Annotated in this window: 23 protein-coding genes; 10 read left to right on the top strand and 13 right to left on the bottom strand. The window is 55.9% G+C overall.

Annotated elements, in window-relative coordinates:
• Positions 1-239: 239 nt before the first annotated feature.
• Positions 240-1,583 carry a dimethylsulfonioproprionate lyase DddP gene (gene dddP, locus ACR0MP_RS03205; protein ID WP_170422254.1) on the bottom strand — a complete coding sequence of 448 codons (1,344 nt, stop codon included), beginning with the start codon at positions 1,581-1,583 and terminating at the stop codon, positions 240-242.
• Positions 1,584-1,707: 124 nt separating this feature from the next.
• Here dddP and ACR0MP_RS03210 point away from each other — a divergent pair, with 124 nt between their 5' ends.
• A complete protein-coding gene (locus ACR0MP_RS03210; RefSeq protein WP_170403174.1) occupies positions 1,708-2,487 on the top strand; it encodes a heme-dependent oxidative N-demethylase family protein in 780 nt (259 codons plus the stop codon).
• Here ACR0MP_RS03210 and ACR0MP_RS03215 read toward each other — a convergent pair whose 3' ends face one another.
• From ACR0MP_RS03215 to ACR0MP_RS03235, 5 genes are all read right to left on the bottom strand, one after another.
• Positions 2,488-3,396 (bottom strand): hypothetical protein, encoded by a 909-nt coding sequence (locus tag ACR0MP_RS03215; protein ID WP_480885809.1) that lies wholly within the window; start codon positions 3,394-3,396, stop codon positions 2,488-2,490.
• Between the two features lie 197 nt (positions 3,397-3,593).
• Complete coding sequence (locus ACR0MP_RS03220) at positions 3,594-4,388, bottom strand: lytic murein transglycosylase (protein WP_170396432.1); 795 nt, start codon at positions 4,386-4,388, stop codon at positions 3,594-3,596.
• 67 nt (positions 4,389-4,455) lie between these two features.
• Complete coding sequence (locus ACR0MP_RS03225; protein WP_170403165.1) at positions 4,456-5,103, bottom strand: MSMEG_1061 family FMN-dependent PPOX-type flavoprotein; 648 nt, start codon at positions 5,101-5,103, stop codon at positions 4,456-4,458.
• A 128-nt stretch (positions 5,104-5,231) separates the two neighbouring features.
• Positions 5,232-6,638 carry a type I glutamate--ammonia ligase gene (glnA, locus tag ACR0MP_RS03230; protein ID WP_170396436.1) on the bottom strand — a complete coding sequence of 469 codons (1,407 nt, stop codon included), beginning with the start codon at positions 6,636-6,638 and terminating at the stop codon, positions 5,232-5,234.
• Between the two features lie 33 nt (positions 6,639-6,671).
• A complete protein-coding gene (locus tag ACR0MP_RS03235) occupies positions 6,672-7,010 on the bottom strand; it encodes a P-II family nitrogen regulator (protein ID WP_170396438.1) in 339 nt (112 codons plus the stop codon).
• A gap of 169 nt (positions 7,011-7,179) precedes the next feature.
• Between ACR0MP_RS03235 and ACR0MP_RS03240 the strand changes: the two genes are divergently transcribed.
• The 3 genes from ACR0MP_RS03240 to tig all read left to right on the top strand — a co-directional run bounded on the left by ACR0MP_RS03240 (position 7,180) and on the right by tig (position 11,704).
• Positions 7,180-8,763, top strand: coding sequence for an NAD(P)H-hydrate dehydratase (locus ACR0MP_RS03240; RefSeq protein WP_480885811.1), 1,584 nt, complete (start codon positions 7,180-7,182; stop codon positions 8,761-8,763).
• Between the two features lie 300 nt (positions 8,764-9,063).
• Complete coding sequence (locus tag ACR0MP_RS03245) at positions 9,064-10,188, top strand: porin (protein ID WP_170403159.1); 1,125 nt, start codon at positions 9,064-9,066, stop codon at positions 10,186-10,188.
• A 184-nt stretch (positions 10,189-10,372) separates the two neighbouring features.
• Entirely contained in the window at positions 10,373-11,704 is a 1,332-nt protein-coding gene (tig, locus tag ACR0MP_RS03250; RefSeq protein ID WP_170396960.1) for a trigger factor, read from the top strand.
• A 95-nt stretch (positions 11,705-11,799) separates the two neighbouring features.
• Here the strand turns inward: tig and ACR0MP_RS03255 are convergent, their stop codons facing one another.
• From ACR0MP_RS03255 to rpsF, 6 genes are all read right to left on the bottom strand, one after another.
• A complete protein-coding gene (locus ACR0MP_RS03255) occupies positions 11,800-12,654 on the bottom strand; it encodes an acyl-homoserine-lactone synthase (RefSeq protein WP_170396444.1) in 855 nt (284 codons plus the stop codon).
• A 119-nt stretch (positions 12,655-12,773) separates the two neighbouring features.
• Positions 12,774-13,475 (bottom strand): autoinducer binding domain-containing protein, encoded by a 702-nt coding sequence (locus tag ACR0MP_RS03260; RefSeq protein ID WP_170396446.1) that lies wholly within the window; start codon positions 13,473-13,475, stop codon positions 12,774-12,776.
• A 278-nt stretch (positions 13,476-13,753) separates the two neighbouring features.
• Entirely contained in the window at positions 13,754-14,239 is a 486-nt protein-coding gene (locus ACR0MP_RS03265; protein ID WP_170396448.1) for a lytic transglycosylase domain-containing protein, read from the bottom strand.
• A gap of 153 nt (positions 14,240-14,392) precedes the next feature.
• Positions 14,393-15,013, bottom strand: coding sequence for a 50S ribosomal protein L9 (gene rplI / locus ACR0MP_RS03270; protein WP_170396450.1), 621 nt, complete (start codon positions 15,011-15,013; stop codon positions 14,393-14,395).
• Positions 15,014-15,025: 12 nt separating this feature from the next.
• Positions 15,026-15,253 (bottom strand): 30S ribosomal protein S18, encoded by a 228-nt coding sequence (gene rpsR, locus ACR0MP_RS03275; RefSeq protein ID WP_005608650.1) that lies wholly within the window; start codon positions 15,251-15,253, stop codon positions 15,026-15,028.
• A gap of 27 nt (positions 15,254-15,280) precedes the next feature.
• Positions 15,281-15,634: a 30S ribosomal protein S6 gene (rpsF, locus tag ACR0MP_RS03280; RefSeq protein WP_068332653.1), complete on the bottom strand. Its 354-nt coding sequence runs from the start codon at positions 15,632-15,634 to the stop codon at positions 15,281-15,283.
• 269 nt (positions 15,635-15,903) lie between these two features.
• On the opposite strand from rpsF, the gene ACR0MP_RS03285 reads away from it, so the two are divergent.
• Both ACR0MP_RS03285 and ACR0MP_RS03290 read left to right on the top strand, forming a co-directional pair.
• The gene (locus ACR0MP_RS03285) at positions 15,904-16,422 is read left to right on the top strand and encodes a hypothetical protein (protein WP_170403156.1); all 519 of its coding nucleotides are present in this window, start codon (positions 15,904-15,906) and stop codon (positions 16,420-16,422) included.
• Between the two features lie 126 nt (positions 16,423-16,548).
• A complete protein-coding gene (locus ACR0MP_RS03290; protein WP_170646377.1) occupies positions 16,549-17,121 on the top strand; it encodes a YceI family protein in 573 nt (190 codons plus the stop codon).
• Between the two features lie 55 nt (positions 17,122-17,176).
• On the opposite strand, the gene ACR0MP_RS03295 is transcribed toward ACR0MP_RS03290, so the two are convergent.
• Entirely contained in the window at positions 17,177-18,406 is a 1,230-nt protein-coding gene (locus ACR0MP_RS03295) for a cytochrome b/b6 domain-containing protein (protein WP_480705155.1), read from the bottom strand.
• Between the two features lie 172 nt (positions 18,407-18,578).
• On the opposite strand from ACR0MP_RS03295, the gene fabD reads away from it, so the two are divergent.
• The 4 genes from fabD to ACR0MP_RS03315 all read left to right on the top strand — a co-directional run bounded on the left by fabD (position 18,579) and on the right by ACR0MP_RS03315 (position 21,424).
• Entirely contained in the window at positions 18,579-19,517 is a 939-nt protein-coding gene (gene fabD / locus ACR0MP_RS03300; protein WP_170403147.1) for an ACP S-malonyltransferase, read from the top strand.
• 44 nt (positions 19,518-19,561) lie between these two features.
• Entirely contained in the window at positions 19,562-20,299 is a 738-nt protein-coding gene (gene fabG / locus ACR0MP_RS03305; RefSeq protein ID WP_170396459.1) for a 3-oxoacyl-[acyl-carrier-protein] reductase, read from the top strand.
• Between the two features lie 210 nt (positions 20,300-20,509).
• Entirely contained in the window at positions 20,510-20,743 is a 234-nt protein-coding gene (locus tag ACR0MP_RS03310) for an acyl carrier protein (RefSeq protein WP_008756330.1), read from the top strand.
• A 141-nt stretch (positions 20,744-20,884) separates the two neighbouring features.
• On the top strand, positions 20,885-21,424 hold the full coding sequence (locus ACR0MP_RS03315; protein WP_170403143.1) for a GNAT family N-acetyltransferase: 540 nt from the start codon (positions 20,885-20,887) through the stop codon (positions 21,422-21,424).
• Positions 21,425-21,489: the final 65 nt, after the last annotated feature.

The following is a 21,489-nucleotide window of genomic DNA, read 5'->3' on the forward strand; positions in this document are numbered from 1 at the left end:
GCAATCATCCTTCTTATCCAAAGCAGAGGTCAAAATGGCACATACAACATCTGCACCGCTAAGCCCGACACTCCACGCCGGAGTTCTGTTGGCAATTCTCGTGACTGGCGCAATTGGTTTTGCACTGGGACAAAGCTGGCCGCTGACGAATACGTCTGAGGACACGCCAACTCTCACAGCGCCTGAGGATTGGCACGGTAATGTCAGACGGTCCCACTGGTCAAACTAGGCGATAGCGCTTAGCCAGACCCCATCAACTGTGCGTCGAACGGATACTTCGTGAGGTTTTCATAGCCGTCTTCGGTGATCAGCACCTGATCTTCCAGCTTGATCGAGAAATCGCCGCCAACCTCGCCAACTGCCGCTTCGACGCACAACACCATTCCGGGTTCAAGTGGATAATCATAGGATCCCTCGACCGCCTTGTCGGGATAGGCTACCAAGGGCCATTCATCGCACAATCCAACTCCATGCATCAGGCAGCCGTATTTCTGTGCCTGAAACTTGTCATCCAGCCGATGGGCATTCGCAGTTAGTTCCGGGATCATGACGCCGGGCTTCAGCATTTCCATATTGGTCATGATATGCTCATGCGCGTGCTGCATGGCATAGATCATGTCGGGGCGCGGTTTTTGATCGCCGATCCACCAGGTTCGTGAGATGTCGACGCAAATGCCGTAAGACCCGATCAGGTCGGTATCGAACGCGATGATTTCATTTTGCCGCGTGATGCGCGGGCCGCATTCCTGAAACCAGGGATTGGTGCGCTGGCCCGAGGCAAGCAAGCGGGTCTCGATCCATTCACCACCGCGCCGGATGTTTTCAGCATGTAGCACTGCCCAAATGTCATCCTCGGATGTCTTCCCGTCTCCGACATTGACACGTGCGAAGCGCTCCATTTCGGCCACTGCGGTCTCGCAGGCGTGGCTGGCGCAGCGCATGGCGAGGATTTCGTCTGGGCCTTTGATGGCACGGGTTTTCTCGGTAAGCTCTTCGCCCTCCATCACCTCGAACCCCTGAGCCTCAAGCGCGCGCAGGCCGTGCAGCATGATCTTGTCGACACCCAGCCGCATGTTGCCGCCGCCGTGTTCTTCGATCAGGGCGCGCACCTCGTTTGAGAACACATCTGCGGCAACGTCAATCTTGTCGCCCCGGTCGAAATAGAACAGATCGGCGCCCGAGCGCTGCTCGCGCACCAGCGGGTTGAATTTCGACAAGAACGGAGAGTTCTTGTAGTCCCAGATCACCATATACCCGTCAGCGCAAACCAAAACGGCCCGGAACGGGTTATGGGTATTCCAGAGCTGCATGTTGGTGCTGTCAGTCGCATAGCGGATATTCAGGGGGTCAAACAGCAGGATCCCGCCCCAATCGCGCTGCACGATGGCCTGAGTGAGGCGTTTCCAGCGGTATTTACGCATCTGTTCTAGATTGGGCAGGCTAAGCCCGGCAGCGGCCCATTCGTCAAAGGCAAGCTGTGTCGGTCCGATCTCGATCCTGTCATTGTCGTTCGGTGTCCCGTCCCCGAGTGTGGCGCCCCGGGTCGGGTCAATCTTACGGGTGTCACGATATGGTGTGTTCACGGTTGGACCTTTCTGCTTGCCTGACCAACCTGCAAATCCAGATGCGCTGCGTCTTCTAGGTTTGCGACCGTCTTCTGGTCGCTTTTTGACCGACAGCGCCAGAGCAGGGTGCTATGCCTCGACTATGACCGTGATACTACAGCAAGCCATTCCCTATGATCCACTCGCCCAAAACCCGCTGCCTGGCATTAAGCCTGCGGACCCCAGGGCCTGGTTGCATCGCGACGATGCGTTTTCTGCCCAGATGCAACGACGCGCCGCGCTGTTGGCGCAGCAAAAACCGGACGTCTTGGCGCAAAGCCCCGAGGCGTTGGCACCCGCGCAGGAGTTGCTGGAACTGGTCATTCAGCAAGTTTATCCGAATGTCTCCGATCACGTTGTGCGGCCCGACGGTGTACGGGTTGAGGTTGACCGGGAATGCCCGTTGGAAACGCTATGCCATTTGGTGCAAGAGGATTTCTGCATTCTGCAGAAACACGATGACGAGCATGTTTTGACTGGCGCGATCCTGTGCTTTCCTGCAAGCTGGATGCTGTCGGAAAAGTTCATGCGCCCGTTGATTGGGATCCATGAACCGGTTGATGCCTACGACGCCAATATTGCCCGCAGAGTTCAACGATTGTTTGACGGCATTCAGCCCAACCGGCCACTCTGGCGGTTCAATGCGCTTTGGTACAATGATGCCGAATTGTTCCAACCGCGTAGTCTCATGCAGCGACGCACACCGCGGGATGAAAATTCGGCCCGATATCTGCGTAGTGAACGTCAGACTCTCTTGCGTTTACCTGAGACAAACGCAGTGGTGTTCGCGATCCACACTTATGTAATGGCCGCTGATCAGGTCCTTAAAATGGAAAACCCCGCCTCACGGCGGGGCCTCCAAGGAGGGTCTTGGGTAATTTGATTACATGCCAATCGCGCTGGCGACCTCGGCAAAAGCATTCGTAGCGTTCAGACCAAAAATCGCTGTGGTAAAAGCCAGAACCTGAGTGTTGAGGCGGAAATCCTCACCCCGGATCAGATTGACTGCTGCCAGGGATATGGCAATCGGTGTCGATATGCTTGCCACAGCACCAGTCATGCCCCAGCTGGTCAGTCGCAGAATATCGCTTGGGCGTTCCGTTTCGTCCTCGGACTGGTGAATGTTGCCGGCGGGCAGGGGAGCATCAGCCTCGGTCCGGAAGGCGATACTGAGCAGTTGGTCGTCACTTAGCTTGATCGGACGCGGCTTGGCGTGTTTGGTCTGTGTATCTTCCGCATCAGGATCGGGCAGATCGAGCCCCGCAAATGGGCCGCTGACTGCTTCGAATATCTGCTTTCGGTTCCGGGCGTTGCGCGGTGCAATTGAATCAAAGGCACTCATGAATTGTTCGATGGTCAGAACCGTTTTGGGCGACAACCATTCGACACGACGGGTCGTGCAGATGTCGACCATTCGGTACAGGATCACCACAAGCATCAACTCGGATATTTCACTGTCATCGAGCAGTTTTGACACCGGACAAATCAAGATCGTCAGCCGGTTTCCCGGCAGCGTAACCGCAGCACGCGGCATAGTTTTGAGACCAGCGGTTCGATCCATCCGCTCATGGTGATTGTGATCTACTTGGGTTGGTTCCGAGTCCAATGTCAGACGCACGAGATATTGGCTGCTGACGATACTGGCCTCCGATGCGCTAAGAAGCGTCTTGCGCTCGACCAGATGGCCATAGTCACCCAGCGTCGTCGAGACGACCTCGCACATACGCTCAAGCGCGCCATCTGCCGACCCGTCAAACTGGAGCCCACCGTGGTAACTATGCTTTGCAGTCACAGCATGTTCCTTTGCTGTCATAATCTTCACAACAAATTAACAGGCGAAATGGCGCAAATTTTGACCAAAATGGAAAAAAGTCGAAATATTCCAAGATTGATTACGCTTTGGAAACCAAGAAAATCGGGGTTTCCTTAAATCTATGTGGCAACAATGTGGCCGAATTCAGGTGCTCTGACGTCAAGCCTATGACCGCCCTAGTTGTCGATTCGCGCCGCCATGATTGCAATGGATTGCTGGTAGACCGAGGCCGCATTCCATTGCTGTATGACCGCAAAATTCGGCTCTCCGGGTTGATAGCCGCGACCGGGCTTCCACCCTTTCTTACGTAGAAAATTCGCGGTCGAGGCGAGCGCGTCGGTCATGTTATAAAAATCGACCCGACCGTCACCGGTGGCGTCCACACCATAGGTCAGGGCGTTGCCGGGCAGGAACTGTGTATGCCCCAGCTCGCCATGTTTTGCCCCTTTTGTCGCCATCGTAAGGGTACCTTGGTCAACCAGTTTTAAGGCGCCGATAGCGTGCGGGATGAAGAATTCGGATCGGCGACAATCATAGGCTAATGTCGTGATTGCGGAAACAACCTGACTATCTCCCATGAAACCTCCAAAGCCGGTTTCCATGCCGTGAATGGCAATTAGCACACCCGCCGGTACGCCATATTGACGCTCGAGCGCGGCGTAAAACTGCGGATTGCGAGCTTTGCGCTTGCGCCCTTGCGCAACGATGGTGTTTGCCCCGCGCACCTGCATGAATTTGTCTAATGAGTATTTAAAGCTCTTCTGATTGCGATCCGCGGCAATCGTACGTGTTGCATATTGCGTTTGTGCGAGCGCTTGCAGACCCTTCTTTTTCACACCCGCTCGTTTGGCGGTTTTGGCAAAGTCGGCTTTCCAGGCCTCAAACCCGCTGCTGGTATTCCCACAAGGGGCGGACAGTGCCACTGAGGGCAGAAGGAACGCGAGTGCAGCGTAAAGGCGAAGACGAGGCATAGAGGAAATCCGAGTGCAAAAAAAACCATGCTCAGCCTAAGCCGAGTTCGACCTACCGCAAAGTGGTTTAATAGAGATCAAGCTCGTCTGTGCCTTTCAGGGATTCGAACCATTCATCCGGGGTTTTGTCGATCTTGGCATGTTTGACCATCATCGCGTTCATATTTGGCAGACTGGATGAGTCCGGCCATTCATCGGGTTGCCACAGGTTTGATCGAATGATGCATTTGGGACAGTGCGCAAAGACGGTTTCGACATGGATCAACAGGGCCAGCTTGGGCACGCGTCCACCAACGGCCATGTTTGAAAGAAGTTCGGGATCTGCGCTAATTCTCGCGGATCCCCGCAGGCGCAGAGTTTCCAATTTTCCGGGGACAAAGAATATCACGCTGACGCGCTGATCTTTCAGCACATTATGAAACGTATCCACGCGCTTGTTCCCGGGCCGGTCCGGGATCGCAATCATCGAGTTCGAGAGCACCTGCACAAACCCCGCAGGATCGCCACGAGGCGAAATATCGAGATGCCCATCGGGATTGGCCGAAGCGATCAGGCAGAACGAGGACATGCCGATGAAGTCTCGACACATCTCATCAAGTGCAGGCAATTCCTTTGCAATGATCTGCGGCAAGGGTTGCCCGCAAATGCGTTCCAGATCTTTCTCCGAGGTTACAAGTCCTGAATACTCAGAAAAGGGTTCGTCGCTTGCGGGCATGTGCTCTCTCCGCCTGATGTTGAGCTCAAATTTTGAAAGATCATCATCGATCCGTCAAATCTCGCAGAGATACAGAAAAAGGGGCGCCCGATGGGCGCCCCCTGAGAATTTTCGTCGAAAATTCTTAATCAGCAGCTGTAGTACATGCCGTACTCAACCGGGTGAGGTGTGTGCTCGTAGGTTTCTACCTCTTCCATCTTCAGCGCGATGTAGCCGTCGATCTGGTCTTTGGTGAACACGTCGCCTTGCAGCAGGAAGTCGTGATCAGATGCCAGCGCTTCCAGAGCTTCGCGCAGGCTGCCGCAGACGGTCGGGATGTCGGCCAGTTCTTCGGCAGGAAGATCGTACAGGTTCTTGTCCATGGCTTCGCCCGGATCGATCTTGTTCTTGATGCCGTCCAGACCGGCCATCAGCAGCGCGGCGAACGCCAGATAAGGGTTTGCGGCCGGATCGGGGAAGCGGGCCTCGACGCGCTTGGCTTTCGGGCTTTCGGTCCACGGAATACGCACGCAGCCTGAACGGTTGCGGGCCGAATAGGCGCGCAAGACGGGGGCTTCGAACCCTGGGATCAGACGCTTGTAGCTGTTGGTTGCCGGGTTGGTGAAGGCGTTCAGCGTTTTGGCGTGTTTCAGGATGCCGCCGATAAAGTACAGCGCCTCATCAGACAGGTCGGCGTATTTGTCGCCCGCGAACAGCGGCTTGCCGTCTTTCCAGATCGACATGTTCACGTGCATGCCGGTGCCGTTGTCACCTGCGATTGGCTTCGGCATGAAGGTCGCCGATTTGCCATAGGCATGTGCAACGTTGTGGATCACGTACTTGTATTTCTGCAGCTCATCGGCCTGCTTGGTCAGGCTGTCGAAGATCAGGCCCAGTTCGTGCTGACAGGATGCAACCTCGTGGTGGTGCTTGTCGACCTTCATGCCCAGACGCTTCATTGTCGACAGCATTTCCGAGCGCAGGTCCTGCGCTTCGTCAACGGGGTTTACGGGGAAGTAACCACCTTTGACGCCCGGACGATGGCCCATGTTGCCCATCTCGTATTCGGTGTCGGTGTTCCACGATGCATCAGTAGCATCAACTTCGTAGGATACCTTGTTGATACTGTTCGAGAAACGAACGTCATCAAAGAGGAAAAATTCGGCCTCAGGACCCATGTAGGCCACATCACCAATACCGGAAGCCTTCAGGTACGCTTCGGCTTTCTGAGCGGTGCCTCGCGGGTCACGTTCATAGGCTTCACCAGTGTCAGGCTCCACAACCGAGCAGTGCAGGCAGATGGTCTTTTCCGCATAGAACGGATCGACATAGGCGCTGTCGGTGTCGGGCATCAGTTTCATGTCGGAAGCTTCAATCGACTTCCAGCCCGCGATGGACGAACCGTCGAACATAAAGCCCTCTTCCAGGAAGTCCTCATCGACCTGATCAGACATGATGGTGACGTGCTGAAGTTTGCCACGCGGGTCGGTAAAGCGGATGTCGACGTATTCGGCGTCTTCATCACGGATCAGCTGAAGAACTGCGTCCTTGCTCATACTATTTGTTCCTCTGATTTGAAGATTGCTGTGTTACAGGGCTTCCGAACCGGTTTCGCCGGTGCGGATACGAATGGCTTGTTCGATAGGTGAGACAAAGATTTTTCCGTCCCCGATCTTGTCGGTCTTTGCGGCGCTAACGATGGCTTCGATCGCTGCGTCAACCTGATCATCATCCAGCACGACCTCGACCTTTACCTTGGGTAGAAAGTCGACAACATATTCTGCGCCGCGATAAAGTTCGGTGTGACCTTTCTGGCGACCAAAGCCTTTCACCTCGACCACGCTGAGGCCCTGGACTCCCACGTCTTGCAGCGCCTCTTTCACTTCGTCCAGTTTGAACGGCTTGATGATCGCTTCGATCTTTTTCATTCCGGCTCACCTTGTATGGTTGTCTCGATGGCAATGATCACGTCTAAGATCGGGCGGCAATGGAACTGCGAATTTGGTCGCCTTGTGGTGCTGCGAAATCGTGCAACGGGTTAAATTTTGATCGATGTGCACAAAATGTAATCAGAATTGAATCGCGTGAGGGCGCAATATGGCAGAGTTGCTGACAGCGGCACAGATGCGGACGATCGAAAAGTCCGCGATTGAGTCCGGCGACGTGAGCGGGCTGGAGCTGATGGAGCGGGCGGGGCGCGGTGTTCTTCAAGCCGTATTTGAAGAATGGCTAGAGCTGCAGCGGGGGCCAGCCCCCGCACCCCCGAGGTATTTGGGGCCAGATGAAGAGGATCCGCTGCGTGCGGTAATTCTTTGCGGGCCAGGAAATAACGGGGGGGATGGATTTGTTGTTGCACGCTTGCTGCGGGAGCGCGGCTGGGAGGTGGCGGCATTTCTTCTTGGTGATCCGGCGAAGCTGCCACCAGATGCGCGTGTGAATCATGACAGGTGGGGCGAATTGGGGGAGGTTCACCCATTTTCCGAAGTGTTTGCCGCGCATCAAGGGGCTGACCTTTATGTCGATGCGTTATTCGGGACGGGCTTACAGCGACCGCTTGAGGGTGATGTTCTAAAATGGGCAGAAATGACTGCCTCGGATCCAGCCATCGCCGAAAAGACAGTATCCGTTGATATGCCGTCTGGCCTGTGTTCCGATAGTGGGCGTGAGCTGGTCCCGGGGACCGCGACGGTTCAGGCCAGGCTCACGGTATCGTTTCATACTGCAAAGCTGGGGCATTATCTGGGGCTGGGGCCGGTCAGAAGTGGCCGATTGGTCGTCAAGGACATTGGTTTGGAGGAGGGAGTTCAGGGTGCGGTCAAACTGGTGACCGCCCCGGATGCTGATTTTTCGAAGGCAACTGCCTTACACAAATATGCGCATGGGCATGCCTTGATTATTAGCGGAGGTGCGGGGGCAACCGGCGCAGCAAGGCTGGCGGCACGTGGTGCATTACGCATCGGGGCCGGATTGGTGACGCTGGGTGTTCCACCCTCGGCTCAGATGGAGGTTGCCAGTCACATCACTGCGCTGATGCTGCAGCGGGTCCAGAGCGGCGATGATCTGTTGGAAGTCCTGATGGATGCGCGGTTGAATGCACTATGCCTCGGTCCTGGTTTGGGGCTGGCGCGTGCGCAGGAGCTGGTTCCTGCGGTGCTGGCCTCGGGGCGTCCAGCAGTGCTGGACGCGGATGCTTTGACGGCGTTTGCTGATGCGCCAGAGGTGCTGTTGGACATGCTCCATGACAGATGTGTTCTGACACCGCACGGGGGCGAGTTTGCGCGATTGTTCCCGGAGATCTCCGAAAAGCTCTCGATCAAGCCGGGCAGAGGGCCGGCTTATTCCAAAGTGGATGCCGTGCGTGAGGCGGCCAAGCAGGCTGGCTGTGTGGTACTATACAAGGGCCCTGACACGGTGATTGCTGCACCGGATGGGCAATGTGTGATCAATGCGGCGCTGTTTGACCGGGCGGCGCCCTGGCTGGCGACAGCAGGGTCGGGCGATGTGCTTGCCGGGTTCATAACGGGACTACTGGCGCGGAGCTTCAACCCGATGGCTGCAGCCAAGACCGCAGCTTGGTTACATGTGGAATGCGCCAGGCAATTTGGGCCGGGGTTGATTGCTGAAGATCTGCCGGAACAAGTGCCAGCGGTATTCGCACGGCTTGAAATCAATGGGTCATAGGCAAATATTGGCCGATCGCGGGTCAAAGCGGCAATGTTTCGCCTTATGATTTACCTGTGCGCATAACGGGTGTTTGCAAGCTGCAACACGCAGCGCAAGAATTGTCTTGCAGGTTAGCTGGGTGCTGCTTTCGAACTAGGTCAAAATATTGATTATAAAACGCTTTCCCTGAAGGTCCCCGCCTCCGCCTGTGGCAGAAATGCAATGCCGGGCTAATAAGCTTTAGCAATCATTGGAACCGTTAATCCAGGTGCGCATATCGGCAATATCAAAAAAACTGACCCATCTATGGTGAATGACATGACAGTGAATTTTAAGCTGACTTCGATAGCAGCGGCGCTTGTCGCAACAACGGCAATCCCCGCCGCCGCCGAACTGAAATACGAAAACAACACGGGCGGTTATGTCCTGCTTTATGGTCAGTTGCACCCGGCCTTAATCTCGGTTGACGACGGTGAAGAGACCGAAACGCGCGTTCTGGACAATGACCTGTCAAACAGCCGCGTCGGTTTGGAACTGTTGCAGCCCTTCGGCAACAACGATTTCACCTTCCGTTTTGAAACCGGGCTTGGTCTGCCGAGCTCGAGCGAGTGGAACCAGCTGGGCACAGATTTCAGCGGCTGGACGCGTGAAGATATCCGTCACGTGGATTTCGCACTTGCCGGTGACTGGGGTAAATTCTCGGCCGGTCAGGGCAGCATGGTGGCCGATGGCGCTGCCGAAGTGGATCTGTCTTACGTCGGAACCGCGCTGTATTCCTTTACCAACGATGAAAATGGCGGGTTCTTCTATCGCGGTACTGACGGTTTTCTGAGCGACATCACCGTTGGCGATTCCAGCAGCAACTTTGACGGTGCGCGCCGTGGCCGCGTTCGGTATGACACGCCGGAGTTCAGCGGTTTTAAGGCCGGCATCGCCTATGGTCAGAACATTCTGTCCAGCAGCGATGACGATGACTATTACGATATCGGCCTTCGCTATGACAACACCTTCGGCGGCGGGGTTGAATTTGCAGCGGCGGTTGCATACTCGGTGCGTTCGGCTGACGATGGATCGGGGGACCGCAAGGATACGATCGGGTCGGCCTCGGTTATGCTGCAAAACGGCCTGAGCTTCACCGTAGCCGCCGGTACGCGGGACGATGACGCGGATGGTGCGTCTGACCCGAACTACTTCTACGGCAAGATTGCCTATGAGGATCAGTGGGTATCCTGGGGTAAAACCGGTATCGGGATCGACTATTACTCGGGCTCGGACTTCGTAAATGACGGTTCCAGCACCGATGCTTGGGGCATCGCTGTTGTTCAGCGTATCGACAGCATCAATACAGATGCATATCTGAAATACCGCAATCACGATTTCGAAGATGGCGCTTCGTTCGACAACAACGAGGCGTGGGTGCTGGGGGCCCGCTGGAGGTTCTGATTTCTCAGCTTTCGATGATCGAACGCTCCGGCCTGTGCCGGGGCGTTTTTTCGTCTGTAATAGGGGTAAAACCAGCCTGAAAGGGCCTTTGCCTCTTGCACGCAGGCGGCTGTGCAAATAGAAGGCGTCAAATTTGCCCGGCGCGCCCGTTTTGCGCGCCCCGAATCCTATGGGGACTACCAAAATGCAGGTTACCGAGACGCTGAACGAAGGTCTGAAGCGCGGCTACAACATCGTTGTGACCGCAGCCGAGCTGGACGACAAGGTCAACGAGAAACTGACCGAAGCGCAGCCCGAGGTTGAAATGAAGGGTTTCCGCAAAGGCAAGGTGCCGATGGCTCTGCTGAAGAAGCAGTTCGGCCAGCGCCTGCTTGGCGAAGCGATGCAAGAAACCATCGACGGTGCGATGAACAAGCACTTTGAGGACAGCGGCGAACGTCCTGCTTTGCAGCCCGAGGTCAAGATGACCAACGAGGACTGGAAAGAAGGCGACGACGTAGAAGTTGCGATGTCCTACGAAGCGCTGCCCGAGATTCCGGAAGTTGACCTGAAATCGGTCGAACTGGAGAAGCTGGTTGTCAAAGCGGACGACGCAGCCGTGGAAGAAGCGCTGAACAACCTGGCTGAGACCGCGCAGAACTTCAAAGCGCGTCGCAAAGGTTCGAAAGCCAAAGACGGTGACCAGATCGTGTTCGACTTTGTTGGTAAGGTTGACGGCGAAGAGTTCGAAGGCGGTTCGGCTGAAGATTACCCGCTGGTTCTGGGCTCGAACAGCTTCATCCCCGGCTTTGAAGAGCAGTTGGTTGGTGTGAAGGCCGAGGAAGAAAAAGACGTCAACGTCACCTTCCCCGAAGAATACGGTGCTGAGCATCTGGCCGGCAAAGACGCCGTTTTCACCTGCACTATCAAAGAGGTGAAAGAGCCGGTCGCGGCTGAGGTCGACGACGAGTTGGCCAAGAAATTTGGTGCCGAAGATCTGGCTGGGTTGAAGGCACAGATCGCCGAGCGACTGGAAGCCGAATATGCTGGTGCGTCCCGTGCAGTTATGAAGCGCGCTTTGTTGGACGTGCTGGACGAGAAAGTCTCGTTCGACCTGCCGCCGTCACTGGTAGAAGCCGAAGCCAAGCAGATCGCACACCAGCTGTGGCACGAGGAAAACCCTGACGTTGAAGGTCACGATCACGATCCGATCGAACCAACCGACGAGCATAACAAGCTTGCCGAACGCCGCGTGCGTCTGGGCCTGCTGCTTGCCGAACTGGGCCAGAAGGCCGAGGTTGAAGTGACCGACTCGGAAATGACACAAGCGATCATGAACCAGGCGCGTCAGTACCCGGGCCAGGAGCGCCAGTTCTTTGAATTTGTGCAGCAGAACGCCCAAATGCAGCAGCAGCTGCGTGCGCCTATCTTTGAAGACAAGGTTGTCGACTACGTCTTCGAACTGGCTCAGGTTGCGGACAAAGAAGTCAGCAAGGACGATCTGCAAAAAGCCGTTGAGGCACTGGAAGAGGAATAATCCTCTTCCTTCCCCCATTAGGGGTCAAAAAAAAGCGGAGCCGTCTCGAATTAGACGGCTCCGCATGGGTGGCTTTGTACTATGAGGTGAGGGGGTCAGGCCTCATGAGCAAAAGCACGGGGGGTCTGTAACAGAGCGGTCTTCTGCTCTGGGGTGAATGTGTCGGACAGCGCTTCGATCAGTTTCAGCACTGCCTGCCTTTCTTCTTCCGTCTTGGCCGCACTCATCTGTTCGACAAAGTATTTCTCAAGATCGGTGAGCGGCTTGTGGTCGCGATTTGCGGGGCTGAGTTTGGCGGCCTTTTTGGCCTCGAAGAACTCTAACGCCTTTTCTTCTTCGATAAAGACATCGTGGTGAATGTCTGCGAATTCGCGAAGGCCCGAAATCCTTTCTTCTGTGCAATCCAGCAACGCCGCCATGGCCGGTACCTTGCCCATCGGAACGGTTTCGCCCACATAGTCGTAAGGCGCACAGTTCGAGCGTTTGAGAACGCGGTTCATAACCGGGTCAATCACGGTGATGATGTCCTGGATACCCGCACTACGGCAGTATTCCAGAGATCCGATCATCAGCTCACAGGTCGCATAAGAAACCGAGTTCTTCTCTTTTCCTCGGGTCAGTCGCTGCGTATCGACACAGAAGCGGGTGGATTCCCACATGGTCGCGCTGCGCATTGGCGCTTCGCCGCACAAGATGTCCGAGAAGACATCTGAAAGCATGTGCGGGCCGGTGGTCTGGAGTGCACGTACTGCGGCTACGACGTTCCCCTCATCGTCGAGACCAATTACGTATGCAGGATCCAGGTGATCGAACTGATCGATTTCTTTGCCGTCTTCGATGTGGACGTCCCATCCAAGTCGTCCACCAAAAACCCGAGCGCGCAGTTCGAACATATCGTCAAGAACTTCGGTGAACAGATGTCTGTTCAGCCCATCAACTACCAAAATCATGTTAACCCCCTTCGAGTGATCTGTCTGTGGATAAAACGTTACCCGGTTTCCACAGCGAATCTATTGGGGGTTTCCCGTAATATTGGCTTTTTTTAGCCCATTTTCGGCAAAATTTGGCTTTATCCTGGGTAGATTAAGCCGATTCCGATGGCCCGACCGACAGCCTGCGGAGTCGTCAGTGCATTAAGCTTTTCGCGTGAAGAGCGCAAGTGCACCTCAACCGTGCGGTGCGAAATCGACAGGATATCGCCGATATCTTGTTGCGATTTACCCGCTGCGGCCCATTGCAAAATCTCCAATTCTCGGCTGGAGAGGGTCGGGTGGTACAGCATTCGGCTGATCGTATCTGATGTCATGACATTGTCATGGATGTGTACGGCCAATGATTGCAGGTCACTTATCACGTTGGGCACCAGTTTCTTCCACTCATCCCGGCTGCACTCGCGCACTGCGCTAAGCAAGCCGATATCTCCGTACGGCCCGCGAACCGGAATCGTAATGCCTTGATCTGGAATGCCAAAATCATGTGCATCGCGAAAAACGCGCTGGAAATCTTTACCGCGTTCCAGACGGCTCCAGTCGACCGGAGCGATACTGCGCTGGCTCATGTGCAGCGTCGGATCGATCAGGTGCAGGCCTTGCTCTTGATAGTGGGTTTTCCAGTCGTCCCCATAGGTCACATGGCCGTGAATCGTACCTGCAGCAGGATTCATACCCGCATAGGCTGCGTGGTCCATTTCATATTTGTCACAGACCTGACGCAGGAACTCGTCATACCGAGTATCCTGTTCGGGAAGAGTGCTGAGATCAACAATATCCATACGGTAACGACCAGTTAGACCCGAGTGAGCGGGCGGATCCCCTTGGCCAGGAAAATGATACTGTCTTCCCTGACGTCAAGCAAGACACCACATTTCGCTTGTCAAGACAAGAAGATGTGGGAAATGTCTGCCTTTTATAGGTAAATGTGCCTTTCGGGCACACAATTACGCACCTTTAAAAGATTTAACGTCAGAGTTGTGCAGTAGGTCATGGGATTCGCCGTGGCATTTCGAAGGTTATGTATGTGCATTACAATCGAAATGCGAATTAAACATGCCTATTCTGTGGCAGAAACCAGACCCGTCTCGACGAGCATGCCCCTGGCCTTTGCTTCGGGCCAATATCCTTTGGCATAAAGAAAGATGGCACGTTGTTGATCTCCATCAGACAAAAGCCACGCGCCTCGCAGGTATTTTCCGGCAAACTCCAGATTGGTATCGGCGTCCAGCAGGCCTTTGGCATTTCCAGTGTAACCCATTGATCGCGCAGTGGCCGGGAGGATTTGCAGAAGCCCATAATAGGGGCGGTTCACCGCCCACGGCCGATGTGTGCTTTCACGGATCGCCAGCTTGTGCACCAACTCCCGCGGGAGCTCGTAGTGGTCAGCCCATTTATTGATCGAGGCGCGAAGCTCGGGTGTTTCATTGGGGTAGAGGGGGGGATCGAACGTATCGCCGGAACCCGAGCTGCCAGGACTGCCACAAGCTGCAAGCGGTGCCATAAGCAACAAGGTTAAGACGCGGCGACGAAGGAGGGGGGTCATCAAAATACTCCTGATTGCGAATGGCGATGATATGAAACCCTCGCCGGTCTGCAAGGCCAGGCGAACAATCGGGCCGAATTTTGCTTGCGATGTAACAAAAAGAAAAAGGGCCGCGTAAAAGCGCGGCCCTTTGATATTGGATATGCAGTCAGATCAGGCTTTTGCTTCGTCTTCTTCGACCGGAGCTTCTTCGGCAACCAGATCTTCGTCTTCCGAAGCGGCAGAGCCTATGTCGTCGAACAGCTCGGCGATCTCGAATTCGGCAGCGGCTTCTTCTTCAGCAGCCAGTTCCTGGATCGATTTGCCCGATGCCTGCAGTTCGGCTTCTTCTTCCGAACGTGCGACGTTCATCTTGATCTCGACTTCTACCTCGGGGTGCAGGTTGACTGCGACCGAGTGCAGACCCAGTTCCTTGATCGGAGCGATCAGGGCAATCTGTTTCTTGTCGACGGTGAAACCAGCTTCGGTTGCAGCGTCTGCGGCGTCACGCGGGGTGACCGAACCGTACAGAGCGCCGGCATCCGATGCCGAGCGAATCACGATGAACTGCTGACCGTCCAGCTTTTCAGCCAGCGCTTCAGCTTCTTTCTTAGTTTCCAGGTTGCGTGCCTCAAGCTGCGCTTTCTGGGCTTCGAACGACGCGATGTTGGCGTTCGATGCGCTCAGCGCTTTGCCTTGGGGCAGCAGGAAGTTGCGGGCGTAGCCGGGCTTGACGTCAACGACGTCGCCCATCTGACCCAGTTTCGCAACGCGTTCCAGAAGGATAACTTGCATGTCAGTCTCTCCTTACTTCACGGCGTAGGGCAGCAGGGCGAGGAAGCGGGCGCGCTTGATAGCACGGGCCAGTTCACGCTGCTTTTTCGCCGAAACGGCGGTGATGCGCGAAGGTACGATCTTGCCACGCTCAGAGATGTAGCGCTGCAGCAGACGAGTGTCTTTGTAGTCGATTTTCGGCGCGTTCTCACCCGAGAACGGGCAGACCTTGCGGCGGCGGAAAAATGGTTTTGCGGCCATGGTTTATGTCCTTTCGTCAGGCGTTGATCAGCGGCGCTCGCGGCGGCCTTCGCGCTCATCGCGCTTCTGCATCTGGACCGAAGGGCCCTCGGCATGCTCGTCGACCTTGATTGTCAGAACGCGCATAACGTCGTCATGCAGCCGCATCAGGCGTTCCATTTCCTGAACCGCGCCCGAGGGGGCGTCGGTCTTCAGAAAGGCATAGTGGCCTTTGCGGTTTTTGTTGATCTTGTAAGCCATCGTCTTGACGCCCCAGTACTCGCTTTCGACGACGTTGCCGCCGTTGTCCGCCAGAACGGTGCCGAAATGTTCGACAAGGCTTTCTGCCTGCGCGTTGGACAAATCCTGACGCGCGATCATTACATGCTCATACAGTGGCATGTGCACTCCTGTTTATATCAAGGCGCATTTCAAAGGCGGGGCCATATGGTCCTTCGCGACCCTGCCACGAGAGGCTGCGCGATTCATAACTCCTGCGAAGGATGGCCCCGTATACACGTTTGAGCGGGCGGGGCAAGCCCTGCCACATATGCCTTTGTGAAGTCGCCCTATTTCCACTGGTGCGCCCAATTCCTGACGCTTTTCGCCCCGAGGTTGTTCATGAAGCCGGGAGAACCCGGTAGATTGGAAAACATAGACAGGGCAAGACAATGGCCGTCATGAACACAAACACTTTTGAACAATCGGCACCTGCCGCGGTATTTGATAAATCCGTCCCCGTGCTGATTACGTTTGCGCCGAATTGGCGGGCTCGGATGTTTCTTCTGCGTGCCGTTGGTGTCTTTCTGATTGTGTCGGCCTTTTCGATGTGGTTGATGCCGGGTTCGGTTATGGGGGCCGAGGTTTGGCCTATCAAGTTAGTCGCTTCGCTGATGTTCTTGATTGTTGGCGTCAGCCTGCTGACCATCGAGGTGATGGATGCGCGCCCAGACGCCTACTTTGACCCAATCCGCCGCGAGGTTCGCATTCTTCAGAAAAACGAAAACGGTCGGCCGCAAACGGTATTGCGCCGCAGCTACGACTCGCTGGGTGGCGCGCGTTTCGCTGACGACCAGGTCGAACTGTACGATGTAGACGGAAGCCTGCTGATGAAGCTGCCACTGGAATCGGCGGATGTTGGCTCAGCGCTCAAAGGTCAACTCAGCCAAAACGTAACAATTTTCGCCTGACTTTTATTCTGTTCAAAAAGGAACAGAAGTTGTGAATCAAAAAAACTTGTGTGCTGCCCTTGGGCAGCACATTTTTGTTATCGAGCAACCCATTCGGTTTGCATTCACAAATTTGCGGAGATTGTCATGAAATCCACCCTTCTTGCTGCTGCTTTGGCCGTATCAGCGACCTCGGCGTTTGCCAGCGCCGAGAAATACGTTCTGGACCCCAGCCACAGCCAGGTCATCTTCAGCTATAACCACCTTGGCTTTTCGACCACCACGGGCATGTTTTCGGGCTTTGAGGGCGAAATCATGTTTGATCAGGAAGACCCGGCAGCATCGAGCGTGACTGTTTCGATGCCGGTCGTTGAGATGATCACCGGTTGGAAACCGCGCGAAGATCACTTCATGACCGAAGATTTCTTTGGCGCAGCCGAAGGTGATCTGGTGACCTTCACTTCAACTGGTATTGAGGTCACTGGCGAAAACACAGCCAACATCACCGGTGATCTGACCATGAATGGTGTCACCAAATCCGTGGTTCTGGATGCCAAGCTTAACCAGGTGGGTGAGCACCCGATGGCGGGCAAGCCATGGGCCGGATTTGACGCCACCACAACGCTGGTGCGCAGCGATTTTGATTTGGGCCAATTCGCTCCATTCGTGGGTGACGAGGTCGAGGTCAATATTTCGATCGAGGCGCAGAAGGCCGACTAATCCCTTCATGATCCCAAAAAAAGAAACCGTCGGGGTTATGCGCCCCGGCGGTTTTTCATTTGTCGTCGCGTTCTGCCGTCAATTCAACTGCAACGATAACCGTGAACCCCAACGAATCTTCGGTGGGTTGCGATGTTCCAACGTCGAAATCCATTCGGTTGAGTTCCAGATTCCCCGACATCGTCGCTGCATCGTCGGCCAGTTCCAGCGTAAATGGCAGGACGACATCGATAGATTTGTCCCGGATTGTCAGAGGTCCTCGCGCCTCATAACCCGCATCCGTTTTGAACAGGTCGGCCTTAAATTGAGCCGTAGGAAACTGCGCACTGTCAAAAAAATCCGCACCCATCGCTTGGTCGGTGACTGTGCCGATGCTGAGTGAACCAATGGCAATCGTTACATCGACGGAACCGGCCAACCCCGGCTCGGCGGGATCCTCAAACGCTATCGCTGCAGTCCAGTCTGCAAACTCGCCGCTTACGGGACTGCCCAGTTGCGAGATAGTAATCGACAGGGATCCGTCTTCGACCTCCCATTCCGATTGAACTTGCGCAAGTTCGGCCGTGTCTTCGGATGCTTTGGACTGGTCGTCAAAGACACCGTTGGACCAACCTCCAACCAGCACCGCGCCCCAGATTGCCAAGGCGGCGAAGGCGGGAACAATGGAATGGTGCTGTGCCGGGGGTTCCGGCGCGTCCGATTGGCCGGGCAGCATACGGCGCAGGGTGCTGTCTTTGTCCACGACATGGTGTTTCAGCGCGCCCGCTATGTGCAGCACGAGTGCCACACCCAGGGCCCAGACGAAAAGCCAATGCAGGCTGGCGCTGATGTCGGCAAGGAAAGCTGACTTCGGAATAAGCGGCAGGTTCTGACCAAGGGGCCATAGGATCGGCGCGAAGCCGTCGGTGGCGGCGTGGTGGATCCAGCCGCTGAGTGGAGCCAGTACAAGCGAGCCGTACAGCAGCCAGTGCACAGTTTCGGCGGCGAAGGCCTCGGGTTTGTTTTCAGCGTTCAGCAAGCCCGGCTTCGTCTGGGTAACAGCCCAAAGGATTCGGGCCAGTGCGACGAAGAACACGGTAACACCAATGGTTTTGTGCAGTGAAAACAGCTGGGCGGCGCGGGCGATGTCATCCTCGGTCGTGGGAATGCTCGGATCGTAAATCGCATGGGCCAATTGGTTCGCGAACCAGCCCAGCGGCAGAGCCGTCAGGATCAGTAGCGCGGTCAGCCAGTGAAATGCTTTGGTTACACCACCATAGCTGGACCGGGTGTTGGTAAGGGGCATCGATTGGCTCTCCGAGTTTCTGAATTGAGGGTAAGTTAAATGGATGCCGTGTGGACACAAGACAGAGAAATGCACAGTAAAGGTGTCCTGATGCAGAACGCAGGCAATGCTTGTGCCGCGCCGATTGTCAGTTTAAACCCCGCCGAAATCTGACGTCACGCAAGAGGCACCAATGACACGCGCGTTTGTTTTCCCCGGGCAGGGCGCCCAGACCATCGGAATGGGCAAGGCCTTGGCTGAGGCATATCCAGCCGCCCGCGCCGTTTTCGATGAGGTCGATGAGGCCTTGGGCGAAAAACTGAGCGATCTGATCTGGGACGGCGATATCGCAGAGCTGACCCTGACTCAGAATGCACAGCCCGCGCTGATGGCAACCTCGATGGCCGCAATGCGCGCACTTGAGGCCGAAGGCGTTTCGATTTCAATGGCATCTTATGTGGCGGGTCACTCGCTGGGTGAATACTCGGCGCTGGCTGCGGCCGGAGCCTTGACGGTTGCCGATACTGCCCGCCTGCTGCGGACGCGCGGGCAGGCGATGCAAAGTGCAGTGCCGGTGGGCGAGGGCGCAATGGCCGCCATTCTGGGGCTCGATCTTGAAGCGGTGCGCGCCGTTGCGGAAGAGGCCGCGCAAGATGAGGTCTGTCAGGCTGCCAATGACAATGACCCAACCCAGGTAGTCGTTTCTGGTTCAAAAGCCGCTGTTGAGCGCGCAGCCGAGATCGCCAAGGAAAAAGGTGCCAAGCGTGCAATTATGTTGCCGGTAAGTGCTCCATTTCACTGTGCGCTGATGCAGCCTGCGGCAGATGTAATGGCAGAGGCTTTGGCCTCGGTTGAAATCAAAGCGCCTGCCGTGCCTTTGGTTGCGAATGTTCGCGCCGAAGCTGTGGCTGATCCAGATATGATCCGTCAGTTGCTGGTGGAACAGGTCACCGGCTCGGTTCGGTGGCGAGAGAGCGTACAGTACATGGTCGCGCAGGGTGTGACCGAAGCGTGGGAGATCGGCGCGGGCAAAGCTTTGTCGGGCATGATCCGCAAGATCGATCGAGCATTGGCGTGCACAGCGGTCGGGACGCCTGAAGATGTACAAAAAGCCGTTAACCCCGGCGCATGAACAAGGGACAGCCGCCGGATTCGGCGGCCAGAGAGGAAACATAGATGTTTGATTTGACAGGTAAGAATGCGCTAATCACCGGTGCTTCGGGTGGTATTGGCGGTGATATCGCCCGCGCGCTTTACGACGCTGGTGCAACTGTTGGCCTTTCCGGAACGCGCGTGGAGCCTCTGCAAGCTCTGGCCGACAGCCTTGGCGATCGTGCGCATGTCTTGCCGTGTAACCTGAGCGATCCCGAAGCCGTCGAGGCCCTGCCGAAACAAGCGGCTGAGGCGATGGGCTCGGTTGATATTCTGGTGAACAACGCAGGCATCACACGCGATAACCTGTTCATGCGCATGTCGGATGAAGAATGGCAGAGCGTGATCGACGTGAACATGACCGCAACGATGAAGCTGTGCAAAGGCGTGATCAGGGGCATGATGAAGGCGCGCTGGGGTCGGATCGTCAATGTCTCGTCCGTTGTGGCTGCGATCGGAAACCCAGGGCAGGCGAACTATGCTGCCTCCAAGGCCGGCATGATCGGCTTTTCCAAGGCGCTGGCGCATGAGGTTGCGACCCGTGGCATTACCGTTAATGCGGTTGCGCCGGGCTTTATCACCACCGCGATGACCGAGAAGCTGACGGATGAGCAAAAGAAGGGTCTGCTGCTCAAGGTTCCGGCCGGTCGTATGGGTGATCCGCAGGAAATCGCAGCCGCTGTGCTGTATCTGGCAAGCCCTGAAGCAGGTTATGTTACCGGAAGCACCTTGCATGTGAATGGCGGTATGGCCATGTTGTAATCGCAATTCAGGGTGGGCGCGAAAGCGTTTGCCTTGTGCGTTGTCTGTGCTATAGGCGGCGCATATGCGCAGGAACCGGTCCAAGGGCCGGTTCTCTGATTTCCCGGGGACCCGGGACCCAAACCGCCCGGAAAGGGCAAAACAAGTCCACCCCGAACGGGCAAGGGCAGAACCGGGCGGACAGCCCTGAAATTGAAATGAGGAATAGACATGAGCGACGTCGCAGATCGCGTAAAGAAGATCGTTGTTGAGCACCTGGGTGTTGAAGAGGACAAGGTTGCCGAAAACGCCTCGTTCATCGACGATCTGGGCGCAGACAGCCTGGACACCGTTGAGCTGGTAATGGCGTTCGAAGAAGAGTTCGGCATCGAGATTCCGGACGACGCAGCCGAGACCATCCAGACCTTTGGCGACGCGGTCAAATTCATCAGCGAAGCTTCCTAAGCTGACCTGACTGAGACAAAAACGGCGCTTCCGGGCAACGGAAGCGCCGTTTTTTTATGCTCTGCCACATTTCGCGCTTGCTTTGAGGCGTTGAGGCTCCGCACTCTGACACCTGAGGCAAGTTTCTGAGCGGGCAAGGGCATGATAAGATCCACCCCGATGATCAACACGGCGCGTCTGACCTTGTGTGCAATGCGCCCCGAAGATTTCAACCGGTTCGCCGAAATCTGGCGCGACCCCGAGGTTGTACGCCATATTGGAGGCACCCCGAAAACGCGCGGCGAGGCGTGGGATTCTTTCCTGCGCAACGCTGGACATTGGCAGATGACCGGGTTCGGTCAATGGGGTGTGATGCTGCAGTCGAATCGTACTCTGATCGGGCAAGCCGGGTTCTTTTATGGCAACCGGTCCCTGGGCGATGATTTTGATGGTTTTCCCGAAGCCGGCTGGGTTCTGGCCCCGGACATGCAGGGGCAAGGATACGGGTGTGAGGCCGCGCAGGCGGCGCACGACTGGTTCGACCGGATCATTCCGGGCCCGTTGGTTGCGCTGATCGACGCGGACCATGCAGCCTCACAGCGATTGGCTGAAAAGCTGGGCTACAAGCTGTTGCGCGAAGCTGAATACCGCGACACCCCCGTTCATCTGTTTCGCCGTGACGGACCTCCGACACGGGTGTGAAACGCATTGGGCAGTGCGATGCCGCAAAATGGACGAGCTTTGCCGATCTTGTGAAATAAAGCGGC

It is taken from the genome of Ruegeria sp. K3 (assembly GCF_056531845.1).

Excerpts from the sequence above, each read along its gene's own strand:
- ACR0MP_RS03210 (WP_170403174.1), top strand. The coding sequence starts at position 1,708 with ATGACCGTGATACTACAGCAAGCCATTCCCTATGATCCACTCGCCCAA.
- ACR0MP_RS03220 (WP_170396432.1), bottom strand. The coding sequence starts at position 4,388 with ATGCCTCGTCTTCGCCTTTACGCTGCACTCGCGTTCCTTCTGCCCTCA.
- ACR0MP_RS03225 (WP_170403165.1), bottom strand. The coding sequence starts at position 5,103 with ATGCCCGCAAGCGACGAACCCTTTTCTGAGTATTCAGGACTTGTAACC.
- glnA (WP_170396436.1), bottom strand. The coding sequence starts at position 6,638 with ATGAGCAAGGACGCAGTTCTTCAGCTGATCCGTGATGAAGACGCCGAA.
- ACR0MP_RS03235 (WP_170396438.1), bottom strand. The coding sequence starts at position 7,010 with ATGAAAAAGATCGAAGCGATCATCAAGCCGTTCAAACTGGACGAAGTG.
- ACR0MP_RS03240 (WP_480885811.1), top strand. The coding sequence starts at position 7,180 with ATGGCAGAGTTGCTGACAGCGGCACAGATGCGGACGATCGAAAAGTCC.
- ACR0MP_RS03245 (WP_170403159.1), top strand. The coding sequence starts at position 9,064 with ATGACAGTGAATTTTAAGCTGACTTCGATAGCAGCGGCGCTTGTCGCA.
- tig (WP_170396960.1), top strand. The coding sequence starts at position 10,373 with ATGCAGGTTACCGAGACGCTGAACGAAGGTCTGAAGCGCGGCTACAAC.
- ACR0MP_RS03255 (WP_170396444.1), bottom strand. The coding sequence starts at position 12,654 with ATGATTTTGGTAGTTGATGGGCTGAACAGACATCTGTTCACCGAAGTT.
- ACR0MP_RS03260 (WP_170396446.1), bottom strand. The coding sequence starts at position 13,475 with ATGGATATTGTTGATCTCAGCACTCTTCCCGAACAGGATACTCGGTAT.
- ACR0MP_RS03265 (WP_170396448.1), bottom strand. The coding sequence starts at position 14,239 with ATGACCCCCCTCCTTCGTCGCCGCGTCTTAACCTTGTTGCTTATGGCA.
- rplI (WP_170396450.1), bottom strand. The coding sequence starts at position 15,013 with ATGCAAGTTATCCTTCTGGAACGCGTTGCGAAACTGGGTCAGATGGGC.
- rpsR (WP_005608650.1), bottom strand. The coding sequence starts at position 15,253 with ATGGCCGCAAAACCATTTTTCCGCCGCCGCAAGGTCTGCCCGTTCTCG.
- rpsF (WP_068332653.1), bottom strand. The coding sequence starts at position 15,634 with ATGCCACTGTATGAGCATGTAATGATCGCGCGTCAGGATTTGTCCAAC.
- ACR0MP_RS03285 (WP_170403156.1), top strand. The coding sequence starts at position 15,904 with ATGGCCGTCATGAACACAAACACTTTTGAACAATCGGCACCTGCCGCG.
- ACR0MP_RS03290 (WP_170646377.1), top strand. The coding sequence starts at position 16,549 with ATGAAATCCACCCTTCTTGCTGCTGCTTTGGCCGTATCAGCGACCTCG.
- ACR0MP_RS03295 (WP_480705155.1), bottom strand. The coding sequence starts at position 18,406 with ATGCCCCTTACCAACACCCGGTCCAGCTATGGTGGTGTAACCAAAGCA.
- fabD (WP_170403147.1), top strand. The coding sequence starts at position 18,579 with ATGACACGCGCGTTTGTTTTCCCCGGGCAGGGCGCCCAGACCATCGGA.
- fabG (WP_170396459.1), top strand. The coding sequence starts at position 19,562 with ATGTTTGATTTGACAGGTAAGAATGCGCTAATCACCGGTGCTTCGGGT.
- ACR0MP_RS03310 (WP_008756330.1), top strand. The coding sequence starts at position 20,510 with ATGAGCGACGTCGCAGATCGCGTAAAGAAGATCGTTGTTGAGCACCTG.
- ACR0MP_RS03315 (WP_170403143.1), top strand. The coding sequence starts at position 20,885 with ATGATAAGATCCACCCCGATGATCAACACGGCGCGTCTGACCTTGTGT.